This window comes from Micromonospora sp. NPDC047465, from assembly GCF_040643125.1.
Lineage (GTDB): Bacteria > Actinomycetota > Actinomycetes > Mycobacteriales > Micromonosporaceae > Micromonospora.
Genome location: NZ_JBEYTP010000016.1, coordinates 62,972 through 75,778, shown reverse-complemented (window position 1 = coordinate 75,778; position 12,807 = coordinate 62,972). Strand labels below are relative to the sequence as shown.

Here is a 12,807-nt window from a genome sequence, read left to right as displayed (position 1 = left end):
ACGGAGCCGGACATCGGAAACGGCCCCCGCCCGGCGAAACCGGACGGGGGCCGTCGACATCCAGGCGTCAGGCGCCGCGCAGGGTGGCGCCGAAGCGTTCCGCGGCCCGGGCGACCGCCGCGTCCCGCGCGGCCACCGCCTCCTCCACGGTCAGCGTCCGGTCGGGAGCCCGGAAGGTGAGCTTGTACGCCAGCGACTTCCGGCCCGCCCCGAGCTGCTCGGAGGCGTACACGTCGAACAGGCGCACCCCCTCCAGCAACTCGCCGGCGCCCTCGACCAGGGCGCGCTGCACCTGGGCCGCCGGAACCGACTCGTCGACCACCAGCGCCACGTCGATCAGCGCCGGCGGGAAGCCCGAGACGGCCGGCCCGGACGCCACCGGGGCCGCCGGCAGCGCGTCCAGGTCCAGCTCCAGGGCGCTGGTCCGCCGGGGCAGCTCCAGCGCCGCCACGACCGCCGGGTGCAGCTCGCCGGCGTGCCCGACCACCGTGCCGTCGACCAGCAGCTCCGCGCAGCGGCCGGGGTGCCACGGCGCGTACTCGGCGGCCCGGACCTCGACCCGGTGCGCGGGGATGTCGGCGGCGGCGAGCACGTCCCGGCCGGCCTCCACAGCGTCCGCCCAGCCGGCCGCCCGGCCGCCGCCCCACCAGCCGGCCGGCTCGATGTCGCCGGTCAGCACGACGGCGACGTGCCGGGGTTGGTCGGGCACCACGGCGTCGGCGGCGGCGAACTCCTCGTCGCTGGGTCGCCGGTCCACGCCCATCGCCGGCGGGCGGCCGGCGCCGGGACGCGGGTGGAAGACCGCGCCGATCTCGTACAGGGCGAGGTCGCGCTGGCCCCGGCCGAGATTGCGCTTCACGATGCCGAGCAGCGGGCCGAGCAGCGTGGTGCGCAGCAGCGGCTCCTCCTCCGACAGCGGGTTGGCCAGCCGTACCGCCTGCCGGCGCGGGTCGCCCTCGGGCAGGCCGAGCTGGTCGGCCAACTCCGGGGCGACGAACGGGTGCGCCAGCACCTCCACGTACCCGCGCTCGGCGAGCGACCGGGCCACGGCCCGGCGGCGACGCTGCTGCCAGGTCAGGCCGCGGCCGGGCGGCGCCGTCGGCAGCACCGACGGCACCCGGTCGTACCCGTCGAGGCGGACCACCTCCTCGACCAGGTCCGCAGGGTCGGTCAGGTCGGGCCGCCAGGTCGGCGGGGTGACGGTGAGCGCCGCGCCGTCGCCGGCGGCGACGCCGACCTCGCCCGGGTCCTCGCCGAGCCGGTCGGCGCCGTGGGCGACCGTGCAGCCGACCTGCTCCAGCACGGCCACCACCCGCGCCGGCGGGTAGGTCACGCCGATCCGCCGGGTCGGCAGGTCGACCGGCAGGACCACCGGGGTACGCGGCCGGACGTGGTCGATGTCGAGGATCTCGTCCCCGGCGGTGCCGCCGGCGTGCTCGGTGAGCAGCCGGACCGCCCGCGCGATGGCGACCAGCGGCAGGGCCGGGTCCACGCCCCGCTCCCACCGCTTCGCGGCCTCGCTGAACAGCTTGTGCCGGCGGGCGGTGCGCCCCACCATCACCGGATCCCAGTGGGCGGCCTCGAAGAGCACGTTCGTCGTCCCCGCGACGACCTCGCTGGTCTCGCCGCCCATCACGGCGGCGAGCGAGATCGGGCCGGTGTCGTCGCAGATCACCATGTCCTCGGGCGCGAGCGCGCGGGTCACCCCGTCCAGCGTGGTCAGCTTCTCCCCCGCCTCGGCGCGGCGGACCACCAGCGGCCCGGCGATCCGGTCGGCGTCGAAGGCGTGCATCGGCTGGCCGAGTTCCAGCATCACGTAGTTGGTGATGTCGACCGGCAGCGAGATGCTGCGGATGCCGGCGACGGTGAGCCGCCGCTGCATCCAGCCGGGGGTGGCCGCCGTCGGGTCGACGCCGCGCACGAGGCGGGCGGCGAACCGGTCGCAGCCGACCGTGTCCCGCACCTCGACCGGGTACGCCGGGGCCTCCGTGCCGCCGGGAGCGGGCGCCAGGCCCGGGTCACGGAACGGCACGCCGAGGGTGTGCGACAGCTCGCGGGCGAGGCCGCGCAGGCTCATCGCGTACCCCCGGTCGGGGGTGATCTCCAGCTCGACCACGACGTCGTCGAGCCCGACGACCGGCCGCGCGTCGTCGCCCGGCTTGGCCGGGGTGTCCTCGGGCAGCACGATGATGCCCGAGTGGTCGTCGCCGAGGCCCAGCTCCTTGGCGGAGCAGATCATGCCGTTGGAGTTGCGCCCGTAGGTCTTGCGCGCGCCGATGGCGAAGCCGCCGGGCAGCACGCCGCCGGGCAGGATGACCACGACCCGGTCGCCCGGGGCGAAGTTGCGCGCCCCGCAGACGATCTCCTGCGGCTCGCCGGTGCCGTTGGCGTCCCCGACGTCGACCCGGCAGAACCGGATCGGCTTCTTGAATCCGGTCAGCTCCTCGATCTCCCGGACCTCACCGACCACCAGCTGACCGGTGACGGTCTCCCGCAGGTCCACGACGGACTCGACCTCGATGCCGAGGCCGACCAGGGCCTGCTCCAGGTCGCCGGCGGGCAGGTCGGCGGGGAGGTCGACGTACTCCCGCAGCCAACTGACAGAAACTCGCATGACTCAGACCACCGTCTCCGTAACTCGTACCCGCATCGCCTACGCCCCGACCCCGAACGCGCGGGTGAACCGCACGTCGCCCTCGGCCATGTCCCGCATGTCGCTGACCCCGTGCCGGAACATCACGGTCCGGTCGATACCCATGCCGAACGCGAATCCCGAGTAGACCTCGGGGTCGATGCCGCAGGCGCGCAGCACCCGCGGGTTGACCATGCCGCAGCCGCCCCACTCGACCCAGCGCGGGCCGTCGCGGTGCTCCGGGAACCAGACGTCGAACTCCGCCGACGGCTCCGTGAACGGGAAGTAGTGCGGCCGGAAGCGGGTCTTCGCGCCCTCGCCGAACATCGCCCGGGCGAAGTGGTCCAGGGTGCCGCGCAGGTGCGCCATCGTGATGCCCTTGTCCACCACCAGGCCCTCCACCTGGTGGAAGACCGGGGCGTGGGTGGCGTCCAGCTCGTCGGTGCGGTAGACCCGGCCGGGCACGATCACGTAGATCGGCGGCTTGCGGGTCAGCATGGTGCGCGCCTGCACCGGCGAGGTGTGGGTACGCAGGACGAGGCCGGAACCCGCCGGCTCGCCGGCCGTCCCGGCGGAGCCGTCGGCGGGTGCGATGTGGAAGGTGTCCATCAGGCCGCGGGCCGGGTGGTCGGCCGGGATGTTGAGCGCGTCGAAGTTGGTCCACTCCAGCTCAACCTCGGGCCCCTCGGCCACCTCGTAGCCCATCCCGAGGAACAGGTCGCTGATCTGCTCCATCAGGGTGCTGATCGGGTGCCGGGCACCCCGGGGCCGCCGGTCGTGGGGCAGCGTCACGTCGACGCGCTCCTCCACCAGCACCCGTTCCGCCTGCTCCCGCTCCAGGACCTCCTGGCGGGCGGCGTAGGCGGCCTCGACGGCACGGCGGGCCTCGTTGACCCGTTTGCCGGCGTCGGACTTCGCGGCCGGCGGCAGCGCGCCGATCTCCCGGCGGGCCAGCGACACCGGGGACCGGTCGCCGAGGTGCGCCGGGCGCAGCGCGGTCAGCGCGTCCGGGTCACCGGCCTCGGCGAACGCCTTCTCGGCGGCGGCGACGGCCTCGGCCAGGGCGGCCGGGTCGAGCAGGGCGACCTGCTTCGGGTCGTACGGATCGTTGCGGTAGCTCATGGCGTACGGGCACTCCCTCACGGCGGCGCCAGCCCTCACGGGGCGGCGAAGCGAGTCTACGGACGCGCGGCTGTGCCGCAGCCCGCCGGTGGGAGTTGCGCGGAAAGCAGGTCAGGCCCGCCGCCCGCCGACACCGGCGGGCTGGCTAAACGAACGCCGTGGCGCGTTCACGGGCGAATGCTCTCCTCTGCTGGGTGCCTCGCGGGACCGGTGCCCGGTCACCGCTGCGCTCTCGCTGAAGCGTACAGGCAGACGGCGGCGGCCGCAGCCAGGTTCAGGCTCTCGGCGCGCCCGTGCAGCGGCACCCGGACGCGGGCGTCGGCGGCGGCGGTGAGCGCCTCCGGCAGGCCGTGCGCCTCGGAGCCGAACAGCCAGGCGGTGGGGGCGGCGAGCCGGCCGGCGTCGGCGAGGTCGTCGAGGTCGTCCTCGCCGTAGCCGGTGGTGGCGAGCACGGCGAGGCCGGCGGCGCGCAGCGCGGCGACCACGTCCAGCGGGTCGGGCGCGCGGACCACGTCGACGTGGAAGAGGCTGCCGGCCGAGGCCCGGACGCACTTGCCGTTGTACGGGTCCACGGCGTCGCCGGCGAAGACGACCGCGCCGGCCCCGGCGGCGTCGGCGGTGCGCAGCACGGTGCCAGCGTTGCCCGGGTCGCGGATCTCGGCGAGCACCGCGACGAGGCGGGGCCCGCCGGCCAGGGCCCGCTCCAGGGGCACGTCGAGGTGCCGGCAGACGGCGACCAGGCCCTGCGGGGCGACGGTCTCGGCGAGGGCGGCCAGGGCCTCGTCGGTCACCTCGGAGACCGGAACGTCGGCGCGGGCGGCGTCGGCGGCCAGGTCGACGTGCCGGTCCAGGGCGGCGGGCGTACCGAAGAGTTCGGTGACCACCCCCGGGCGGGCCAGGGCCTCGCGGACCGCCTGCGGCCCCTCGGCGAGGAACCGGCCGGTGGCCTCGCGCTCCCGGCGGCGCTGGAGCCGGCGGGCGGCGACCACCCTGGGGGTACGCGGGGTGAAGGGGCCGGAGACAGCGTCGAGGCGTCCCCCGCGCGATGGTGACTGCATGGGAGACGCCTCGATCTGCTGGTGCGCGGGAATCAGGCGGCCTGGGCCGCCGCGCCGCCGGTGCCCTCGGCCGTGACCGCGGCCCGGGCCAGCTCGACGATCGCCGCGAACGCGGCGGCGTCGTTGACGGCCAGGTCGGCCAGGATCTTGCGATCGACCTCGATGCCGGCCAGGCGCAGGCCCTGGATCAGGCGGTTGTAGGTCATCCCGTTGGCGCGGGCGCCCGCGTTGATCCGCTGGATCCACAGCTGCCGGAAGTCGCCCTTGCGGTCGCGACGGTCCCGGTAGGCGTACTGCATCGAGTGCAGCACCTGCTCCTTGGCCTTGCGGTAGAGGCGGGAGCGCTGACCGCGGTAGCCGCTCGCGGTCTCCAGCAGGGTACGGCGCTTCTTCTGGGCGTTCACAGCCCGCTTGACGCGTGCCATCTCAACTCCTTCTTACGTCAGGTGGCGCGCGTCAGCGGCCGAGCAGCTTCTTGATGCGCTTGACATCGGCCTTGGCCAGCACGACGGTGCCGGTCAGCCGACGGGTCTGGGTGGAGGGCTTCTTCTCCAGGTTGTGCCGGAGGCCGGCCTGCTGGGCAACGATCTTGCCCTTGCCGGTCACCTTGACCCGCTTGCCCATCCCCGTGTGGCTCTTCATCTTCGGCATGTGGAACGTCTCTCCCCTGTTACTCGCCGCTGGTTTCGGCGACTGTGCCGGTGTCACCGGCCGCTGCGGTCTCGCCGGCCGGGGCGGCGCCCTCGGCTTCCCGCTCCCGCGGCCCGCCCCGGGCGGCCGTCGCGGCGACCGCGGCGGCCTTCGTGGCGCGGTGCGGCGCAAGCACCATGATCATGTTTCGGCCGTCCTGCTTCGGCGCGGCCTCGACGTACCCCAGCTCCGAGATCTCCGACTCGAGCCGGCGCAGGAGCCGGTAACCCAGCTCCGGGCGGCTCTGCTCGCGACCGCGGAACATGATCGTCACCTTGACCTTGTCGCCGGCCTTGAGGAACCGCACCACGTGACCCTTCTTGGTCTCGTAGTCGTGCGGGTCGATCTTCGGCCGGAGCTTCATCTCCTTGATGACGGTCTGCTGCTGGTTACGCCGCGCTTCGCGCGCCTTCAGTGCGCTCTCGTACTTGAACTTGCCGAAGTCCATGAGCTTGCACACCGGAGGGCGCGCCATCGGCGCAACCTCGACCAGGTCCAGGTCTACGTCCGCGGCCAGCTGAAGGGCGCGCTCCAGCGGGACGATGCCCACCTGCTCACCCTCGGGGCCGACCAGTCGGACCTCACGTGCCCGGATCTGCTCGTTCACGCGTGGTTCGACGCTGATGGGGCCTCCTCGAGTCAAAGTCTCCTGCGTGGCCGACCCCGCGGCTCCCGGGTGGGAGCCGACCGGAAAGCAGAAGGCCCCGGCGCATGCCAGGGCCCGCTCGACCGGTCGGCACAATCACATGATCGCGCATCCGGCGCCGGGACGTGCCCGGAACCGGTGACCGGACCCGGCCACCGTGGCGGCGACTCGGGTGGGAGCAGGCGCTCCTCTTTCATGGCTGTCCGGTCACGGGCGACTTGCTCGCACGCGGAGACAGCCTGGTCGACTCGACAACACTACACCCTCGCCCGAGCGCCCCCAAACCGGGCACCCCGGGGGCCGGGCCGAGCCATTGGACTCGCCGGCGCGGCGGCCGGTCGCGCCCTCGGCGAGGCGGCTCAGCGGCCGGTCGCGCCCTCGGCGAGGCGGGCCTGGTGCGCCTGGTGCAGCCGGCGCAGCGCGCGGACCCCCTCGACGGCCAGCTCCTTGTCGGCGGCCTGCAGGGCGACCATCGGCAGGAGGTCGTCGTCGTGCAGCTCCAGGCTCGCCCAGGGCGCGCCCCGGTCGAAGCGGACCCCGCGGACGACCTCCCACGGCAGCTCGTACGAGCCGAGGACGTTGCGCACGCGCACACCGCGCCCGTCCGCCACCACCCGGGGCCGGGTGAAGAGCAGGAAGCCGAGGGCGCCGAACACGCCGAGACCGACCATCGCGATCTGGTCGCCCCGCTGGAAGCTGCCGTAGCCGTTGCCGGTCGCACCGGTCAGCGAGGTGGCCACCAGGGTGAACACCACGAGGAGCACGGCCGCCGAGGCCCAGCAGACCACCCGGATGCGGCGCGGGCGGAGGCGGACCGTCTCGGTTTCACTCACCCCACCAGTTTGCCACCCGCTCCGGGCCGCTCGTCCGTCGCCACACGGGCGGACGGCACCGCGGCGCGGGTACGCGGCCGGGCGGAGCCCCGACCGGCGATCACCGCGGCCAGCAGGGTCAGCAGCGCGCCGGCGAGCACCGGCAGCCGCACGCCCGGCCCGCCCGGCACCAGCGCGTCCAGCAGCAGGGCGCCACCCAGTTGCCCGGCGACCAACGCCAGGCCGGTACGCAGCACCCCGATCGCGGGCACCCCGACCACCAGGCTCGCCACGATGACCACGCCGAGCAAGCCGCCCGTGTAGAGGTACCAGGCGTCCGGCCAGGTCGGGGCCGGGCCGGCCAGGGCTCCGGCCAGCGCCGCGACGAGCAGCACCACCGGCGTGGCGGTGGCGAAGTTGACCGCGACCCCGGCGGTGGCCGAGCCGGCGGCGGAGACCCGCGCGTTCAGCGCGGACTGGAGCGCGACGGCCACCCCGCCGGCCACGGCCAGCAGCACCAGCCCGAGGGCGAGGTCGCCGACGGGCCGGCCGAGCTGGGCCAGCGCCACGGCGGCCACGCCCAACAGGGCGCCGGCCACCCGCGCCGGGGTGAGCGCCAGCCGCCCGACCGGCGCCAGCCCCGCCCGGTCCACGGCCAGCCCGCCGAGGCTGCCGCCGGCCACCTGCGCGATGGTGAAGACCGCCACCCCGAGCACCGGGACGATGTACGCGCCGAGCAGCACGATGGCCGCCCCGCCGAGCCCGCCCAGGTACGCCCACCAGGGCAGCCGGGCCCGGCGCAGCGCGACCAGGCCGGCGCGTGCCGAGGGCAGGGCCAGCACCCCGACGCCGATCAGCAGCGTCCCGCCGAGGTTGTTGACCACCGCGCCCAGGGTGGCGTTGCCGGCCCGCTCGCCCAGCTCGGCGTTGGCCGCGCCCTGCGCCGCCGAGGCGAACCCGGCGAGGGTGACCACCACCATGGCCGCCCACGGCGGCAGGACGCGCGGCACCGGCCGGGCCGGGATACCCGCCGCCGCGGGCGGGCCGCTCACAGCCGGCAGGCGTGGATGTTGGTGACGAGGATCGCGCGGGCGCCGAGCTCGTAGAGCTCGTCCATGATCCGGTGCACGTCGTCGCTGAGCACCATCGCCTGCACGGCCACCCAGCCCTCGCGGTGCAGCGGGGAGACGGTCGGCGACTCGATGCCCGGGGTCAGCGAGCTGGCCCGGTCCAGCAGGCCGGCCGGCACGTCGTACGCGAGCATCACGTAGCGGCGGGCCACCAGGACGCCGTGCAGGCGGCGCAGCAGCTGCTCCGACTGCGGGTGCGCCGGCGCGCCGGTGCGGCGGACGAGCACCGCCGCGGAGCGCAGCAGCGGCTCGCCGAAGACCACCAGGCCGGCCTGGCGCAGCGTGGTGCCGGTCTCCACCACGTCGGCGACCACGTCGGCGACGCCGAGCCGGATGGCGTTCTCCACGGCCCCGTCCAGGCGGATCACGTCGGCCTTCACGCCCAGCTCGGCCAGGTGCCGCTCGACCAGGCCCGGGTACGCGGTGGCGATCCGGTGCCCGCCCAGCTCCCGTACGTCGTCGACGTCCTCGGGGCGGGCGGCGAAGCGGAAGGTGGCCCGGCCGAAGTCGAGGTCCACCACCTCCTCGGCCGGCGCGCCGGAGTCGATCAGCAGGTCGCGGCCGGTGATCCCGACGTCGAGGTCCCCGGAGCCGACGTAGGTGGCGATGTCCTTGGGCCGCAGGTAGAAGAACTCGATGTCGTTGGGCTCGTCCCGGCAGACGAGGTCCTTGGGGTCGGTGCGCTGGCGGTAGCCCGCCTCGCGCAGCATCTGGGCGGCCTTCTCGGCCAGGGTGCCCTTGTTCGGTACGGCGACACGCAGCATGACGGAGTGCTCCTTCGATCGGATCTGATCAACGGCGGGGCGCACTCACAAATGTCGGTAGACGTCCTTCAGGTCGAGGCCGCTGGCGAGCATCAGCACCTGGACCTGGTAGATCAGCTGGGAGATCTCCTCGGCGGTCCGCTCCGGCCCCTCGTGCTCGGCGGCCATCCACGACTCGGCCGCCTCCTCGACGACCTTCTTGCCGATGAAGTGCACGCCCTTCTCGAGCGCGGCGACCGTGCCCGAGCCAGGGGTGCCGGCGGCGGCCTTGGCCTGCAGCTCGGCGAACAACTCCTCGAACGTCTTCACGACGTGCCATTGTCGCAGGCCCGCCCGGCGAACACGCCGGGCGGGTCGCGCCTCATTTCGCCGGCGGCGCTGGCGGCCGTCCCAGCCCGGCCGCCCGGGCGCGGGCGACCGCCTCGCTGCGGTCGACGGCGTGCAGCTTGCCGAGGATGGTCGACACGCTGTTGCGGACCGTTTTCGGCGCGACGGACAGCTTGCGGGCGATCACCTGGTTGCCGAGCCCCTGGGCCACCAGGTCGAGGATCTGCACCTCCCGCGGGGTGAGTTCGGGAAACGGCCGGTTCTGCGGCGACCGGGGCCCCTCGGCGAAGTGGCGCAGGACCCGCTGGGCGATCTCAGTGCCGAAAACCGCCTCGCCGGCCGCGACGGCGGACACGGCCCGCGTCACGTCGCCGCGCGCGGCGCCCTTGAGCAGGTACCCGGCGGCACCGGCGCGAATGGCGGCGTACACCGAGTCGTCGTCGGCGTGCATGGTCAGCACGAGCACGGCGACATCGCCCCGGGCCGTGATCCGCCGGGTGGCCTCGACGCCGCCGATGCCCGGCATGGCGAGGTCCATCAGCACGACGTCCGGCCGCAGCCGTTCGGCCGCGACGAGGGCCGCCTCGCCGTCGGTGGCGGTGCCGACGATCTCGATCTCGGGTACGCCGTCGAGCGCCGTACGCAGTCCGTCCAGGAAGATGGGGTGGTCGTCCACCAGCAGCACCCGCACCGGATCCGGCATCGTCAGCTCCTTCCCGCCGCGGCGGGCACCGGCAGTTCGGCGCGGACCCTCGTGCCCCCGCCGGGTCGAGGGCCGACGGTGACCGTGCCGCCCAGCTCGTCGGCTCGTTCCCGCATCGAGGACAGGCCGACGCCGTCCCGGTGCGGCACGAGCAGCCCGCACCCGTCGTCGGTGACCTCCAGCCGCAGCCGGCCATCCTCCAGGCTCATGGCGACCCGGCACCGGCTGGCGCGGGCGTGCCGTACGACGTTGGTCATCGCCTCGGTGACGATGCGGTACGCGGCGACCTCCACGGCCGCACTGGTGAGGCGCAGGTCCTCCCGGCAGTCCACCTCGACGTCCAGCCCGGCGGCGCGCAGCGCGGCGGCGTGCTCGCGGACCACGCCCGGCAGGCCGAGATCGTCGAGAGACGGCGGCCGCAGCCCGTGCACGACCTCCCGCACGTCGGAGACGGACTGGCTGATCACGCCCTTGATCTTCGTCGCCAGCGGGTGTGCCCGGGGATCGTCGGCGACCCGTTCGGCGAGCACGTCGATCTGGAGGCTGGCCGCCGCGAGCAGGGGCCCGAGCCCGTCGTGCAGGTCCCGCCGCACCCGGCGCCGCTCCTCCTCCCGAGCCCGCACGATGCGCTCCCGCGACTCCCGCAGGTCCTCCTCCAGCCGGGCGGCCCGGACGGCCATGGCGATCTGGCCGGCGAGGTCGGCGAGCAGGTCCAGCTCGCGGGGCTCGAAGGGGGCGCTGCCGCCGCGCCGCCCGACCAGCAGGGTGCCCTCCTGCCGGCCGTTGCTGACCAACGGGAACGGGTACGCGTCCGCCGGCGGGTCGACCATCTCGCCGGTGACCACCCGGGCGTACGGCACGCGCAGCATGCTCGTCAGCGTCTCGGTCACCGTGTGCAGCAACTCCTCCAGCGCCACGGTCCGCGACAGCCGTTCGGCGAGGCCGGTGACGACCTCGTAGGGCCGGTCCCGGTCGCCGAAGAGCAGCCGGTCGACGCCCCGCAGCAGGCGGTCCTTGACCGGGTTGAGCGAGACGGCGACCGCGGCCGTGGCCACCAGCGACGCGCCCCGGCTCCGGTCGGGGGCGAGCAGTGCGGACGATGCGGCGAGGGAGCCCAGATAGGTGACGACGACGACGGCGGACAGGGCCGCGTAGGTGATCGAGCGGTCGAGCACCGCCGCGATGTCGAACAGGTCGGCGCGGAGGATGGCCATCCCGGTGGCCAGCGGAAGCGCCGCGATGCCCACGCCCTCCAGCAGGGCGCCCACCCACGGCGGCGTCCACTGGTCGGTGAGCAGGCCGACCAGGGTCGTGCCGATGAAGACCAGGGCGGCGAGCGCCAGCCAGGCGAGGCGCCGCCGGTCCGGGCCGCCCGCCCGGCGCCAGCGGACGACGAACGACGCCATCGCGGCCACCGTCAGGGCCAGCAGCGCGAACAGCGTCACGGTGGTGGTCAGCGGCGCGAGCCCCGCCAGCGCGGGTACGCCGAACGGGTTGACCGCCGGGTCGTCCGCCGCGACCCGGCCCGGGGTGACGACGACCGAGGCGACCAGCACGACCAGCGTCGCCGTGGTGGCCGGGAGGATCCACCGCCAGCGGGGGGACGGCGGGCGGCCGTCCGGGAAGAGCAGCAGCGGGTACGTGGTGGCGCAGACCCAGGCGACGGCGAACAGCGTGTTCTGCGCGAGCACCAGCACCGGGCCGGTGGCGCAGGTGGGACAGGTCGCCAGAAGATGCTGGCCGAGCCCGTCCAGGACGGCGGCGCCGAACTGGAGCACGCCGACGGCGAGGAAGAGCCAGCCGACGCCGTTCGCCGGGCGGTGCACCGCGATCACCGCGCCGACCAGGGGGAAGGCCAGGAAGCCGGTGAACCAGACGAGGTCCGCCACGGTCGGCGGCGTCACCCCGGGCACGAAGGCCGCGCCGACGGCCGTGGCGGCGTAGCAGGCCAGCGACAGAGCGAGCGCGGCGACGGCGACAACCCGGGACGGCCCCCTGACGGCCACTGACCTCTCCTCGCTCTCGGCGTGCCGGATGACAGTAGCCGCGGCCGCGTCCCGCTGTCGCGGGACGTTCGTCCCCTCCACGGCGTGCGGTCGGCCGGGCGTGACGGGGACGCCCGACCGTCCCGGCCGGGGCGCGGGCGGACGCAGAGTCTTCGGGCAGGAAGAACCCTCACCACGTTGGAGATCACATGTCCACGACCACCATCGCCGGAGCCGACGTCGCGCCGGTCGCACCGACGGCGCCCGCCCGGGCCGGGCTCGGCGTCGCCGCCGGCGCCGCGCTCGCCCTGTTCGTGTCGATGTTCGGCACCTGGACGCCGCAGTCGCCGGAGGTGGGCAACACGGACGCGGCCGCCATCCGGGACTGGGCGGTGGGCGCCGCGTCGACCCTGCAACTGAACGCGTTCGCCGGGGGCCTGTCCCTCGTCGCGCTGCTCGTGCTCACCTCGGCGCTGGCCGGGCTGGTGCGGCAGGCGGCGCCGAACTCGGTGCTCGGCGGCCTCACCCTGCTCGGCGGCGGCCTGCTGGCCACGGTCAACACCGTCGTCACCGGCTTCACCCTGCTCTGGGTGCTGCCCGACCTGAAAACGCTCGACGACGCCACGGTCCAGACCTGGTACGCCGCCGCGCACCTCGGGCAGATGCTGGGCGAGGTCGCGGTCCTGGCCCAGTCGCTGCTGATGGGGGCGTTCTCCCTCGCCGCCCTGCGGGGACGGATCGTGGCCCGCTGGCTGTGCTGGCTCGGCATCGTCCTCGCCGCTGTCGGCTTCAGCAGCGTGCTGGCGCTGGTCGTCCCGTCGCCGGTGTTCGACACCGCCTGGCTCGTCGGCCTCTACGGCTGGATGCTGTGGCCGCTGCTCGCGTCGGTCACCTTCGCGGTGCGCCTGCGGAGGCTGCAGCGCTGAGGCGCTGACGGG

General features: G+C 74.7%; 13 protein-coding genes. 1 reads left to right on the top strand and 12 read right to left on the bottom strand.

What is annotated here, in order from left to right; translation table 11 throughout:
- Positions 1-67 precede the first annotated feature (67 nt).
- The 12 genes from pheT to ABZ793_RS16810 all read right to left on the bottom strand — a co-directional run bounded on the left by pheT (position 68) and on the right by ABZ793_RS16810 (position 11,890).
- The gene (pheT, locus tag ABZ793_RS16865) at positions 68-2,614 is read right to left on the bottom strand and encodes a phenylalanine--tRNA ligase subunit beta (protein ID WP_357457714.1); all 2,547 of its coding nucleotides are present in this window, start codon (positions 2,612-2,614) and stop codon (positions 68-70) included.
- 39 nt (positions 2,615-2,653) lie between these two features.
- The gene (gene pheS / locus ABZ793_RS16860; protein WP_357457712.1) at positions 2,654-3,754 is read right to left on the bottom strand and encodes a phenylalanine--tRNA ligase subunit alpha; all 1,101 of its coding nucleotides are present in this window, start codon (positions 3,752-3,754) and stop codon (positions 2,654-2,656) included.
- Positions 3,755-3,972: 218 nt separating this feature from the next.
- Positions 3,973-4,812 (bottom strand): RNA methyltransferase, encoded by an 840-nt coding sequence (locus tag ABZ793_RS16855; protein WP_357457710.1) that lies wholly within the window; start codon positions 4,810-4,812, stop codon positions 3,973-3,975.
- A gap of 32 nt (positions 4,813-4,844) precedes the next feature.
- A complete protein-coding gene (gene rplT, locus ABZ793_RS16850; protein ID WP_184184750.1) occupies positions 4,845-5,237 on the bottom strand; it encodes a 50S ribosomal protein L20 in 393 nt (130 codons plus the stop codon).
- A 31-nt stretch (positions 5,238-5,268) separates the two neighbouring features.
- Positions 5,269-5,463, bottom strand: coding sequence for a 50S ribosomal protein L35 (gene rpmI / locus ABZ793_RS16845; RefSeq protein WP_007458415.1), 195 nt, complete (start codon positions 5,461-5,463; stop codon positions 5,269-5,271).
- Positions 5,464-5,482: 19 nt separating this feature from the next.
- The gene (gene infC / locus ABZ793_RS16840; RefSeq protein ID WP_357457708.1) at positions 5,483-6,109 is read right to left on the bottom strand and encodes a translation initiation factor IF-3; all 627 of its coding nucleotides are present in this window, start codon (positions 6,107-6,109) and stop codon (positions 5,483-5,485) included.
- 398 nt (positions 6,110-6,507) lie between these two features.
- A complete protein-coding gene (locus tag ABZ793_RS16835; protein ID WP_357457704.1) occupies positions 6,508-6,981 on the bottom strand; it encodes a PH domain-containing protein in 474 nt (157 codons plus the stop codon).
- Positions 6,978-8,012, bottom strand: coding sequence for a DMT family transporter (locus tag ABZ793_RS16830; protein ID WP_357457702.1), 1,035 nt, complete (start codon positions 8,010-8,012; stop codon positions 6,978-6,980). The genes ABZ793_RS16835 and ABZ793_RS16830 overlap by 4 nt, the downstream gene beginning before the upstream one ends.
- On the bottom strand, positions 8,009-8,854 hold the full coding sequence (gene hisG, locus ABZ793_RS16825) for an ATP phosphoribosyltransferase (protein WP_357457700.1): 846 nt from the start codon (positions 8,852-8,854) through the stop codon (positions 8,009-8,011). Before hisG ends, ABZ793_RS16830 begins: the two co-directional genes overlap by 4 nt.
- A 45-nt stretch (positions 8,855-8,899) precedes the next feature.
- Positions 8,900-9,163, bottom strand: coding sequence for a phosphoribosyl-ATP diphosphatase (locus ABZ793_RS16820; protein ID WP_357457698.1), 264 nt, complete (start codon positions 9,161-9,163; stop codon positions 8,900-8,902).
- A 52-nt stretch (positions 9,164-9,215) separates the two neighbouring features.
- Positions 9,216-9,884: a response regulator transcription factor gene (locus ABZ793_RS16815; protein ID WP_357457696.1), complete on the bottom strand. Its 669-nt coding sequence runs from the start codon at positions 9,882-9,884 to the stop codon at positions 9,216-9,218.
- 2 nt (positions 9,885-9,886) lie between these two features.
- A complete protein-coding gene (locus ABZ793_RS16810; RefSeq protein ID WP_357457694.1) occupies positions 9,887-11,890 on the bottom strand; it encodes a GAF domain-containing sensor histidine kinase in 2,004 nt (667 codons plus the stop codon).
- A gap of 188 nt (positions 11,891-12,078) precedes the next feature.
- Between ABZ793_RS16810 and ABZ793_RS16805 the strand changes: the two genes are divergently transcribed.
- Positions 12,079-12,795 carry a hypothetical protein gene (locus ABZ793_RS16805; RefSeq protein WP_357457691.1) on the top strand — a complete coding sequence of 239 codons (717 nt, stop codon included), beginning with the start codon at positions 12,079-12,081 and terminating at the stop codon, positions 12,793-12,795.
- Positions 12,796-12,807 lie beyond the last annotated feature (12 nt).

Bases quoted from the DNA above. Each gene is read 5' to 3' on its own strand.
- hisG (WP_357457700.1), bottom strand. From the start codon at position 8,854: ATGCTGCGTGTCGCCGTACCGAACAAGGGCACCCTGGCCGAGAAGGCC.
- pheS (WP_357457712.1), bottom strand. From the start codon at position 3,754: ATGAGCTACCGCAACGATCCGTACGACCCGAAGCAGGTCGCCCTGCTC.
- rpmI (WP_007458415.1), bottom strand. From the start codon at position 5,463: ATGCCGAAGATGAAGAGCCACACGGGGATGGGCAAGCGGGTCAAGGTG.
- ABZ793_RS16855 (WP_357457710.1), bottom strand. From the start codon at position 4,812: ATGCAGTCACCATCGCGCGGGGGACGCCTCGACGCTGTCTCCGGCCCC.
- ABZ793_RS16805 (WP_357457691.1), top strand. From the start codon at position 12,079: ATGTCCACGACCACCATCGCCGGAGCCGACGTCGCGCCGGTCGCACCG.
- ABZ793_RS16815 (WP_357457696.1), bottom strand. From the start codon at position 9,884: ATGCCGGATCCGGTGCGGGTGCTGCTGGTGGACGACCACCCCATCTTC.
- pheT (WP_357457714.1), bottom strand. From the start codon at position 2,614: ATGCGAGTTTCTGTCAGTTGGCTGCGGGAGTACGTCGACCTCCCCGCC.
- rplT (WP_184184750.1), bottom strand. From the start codon at position 5,237: ATGGCACGCGTCAAGCGGGCTGTGAACGCCCAGAAGAAGCGCCGTACC.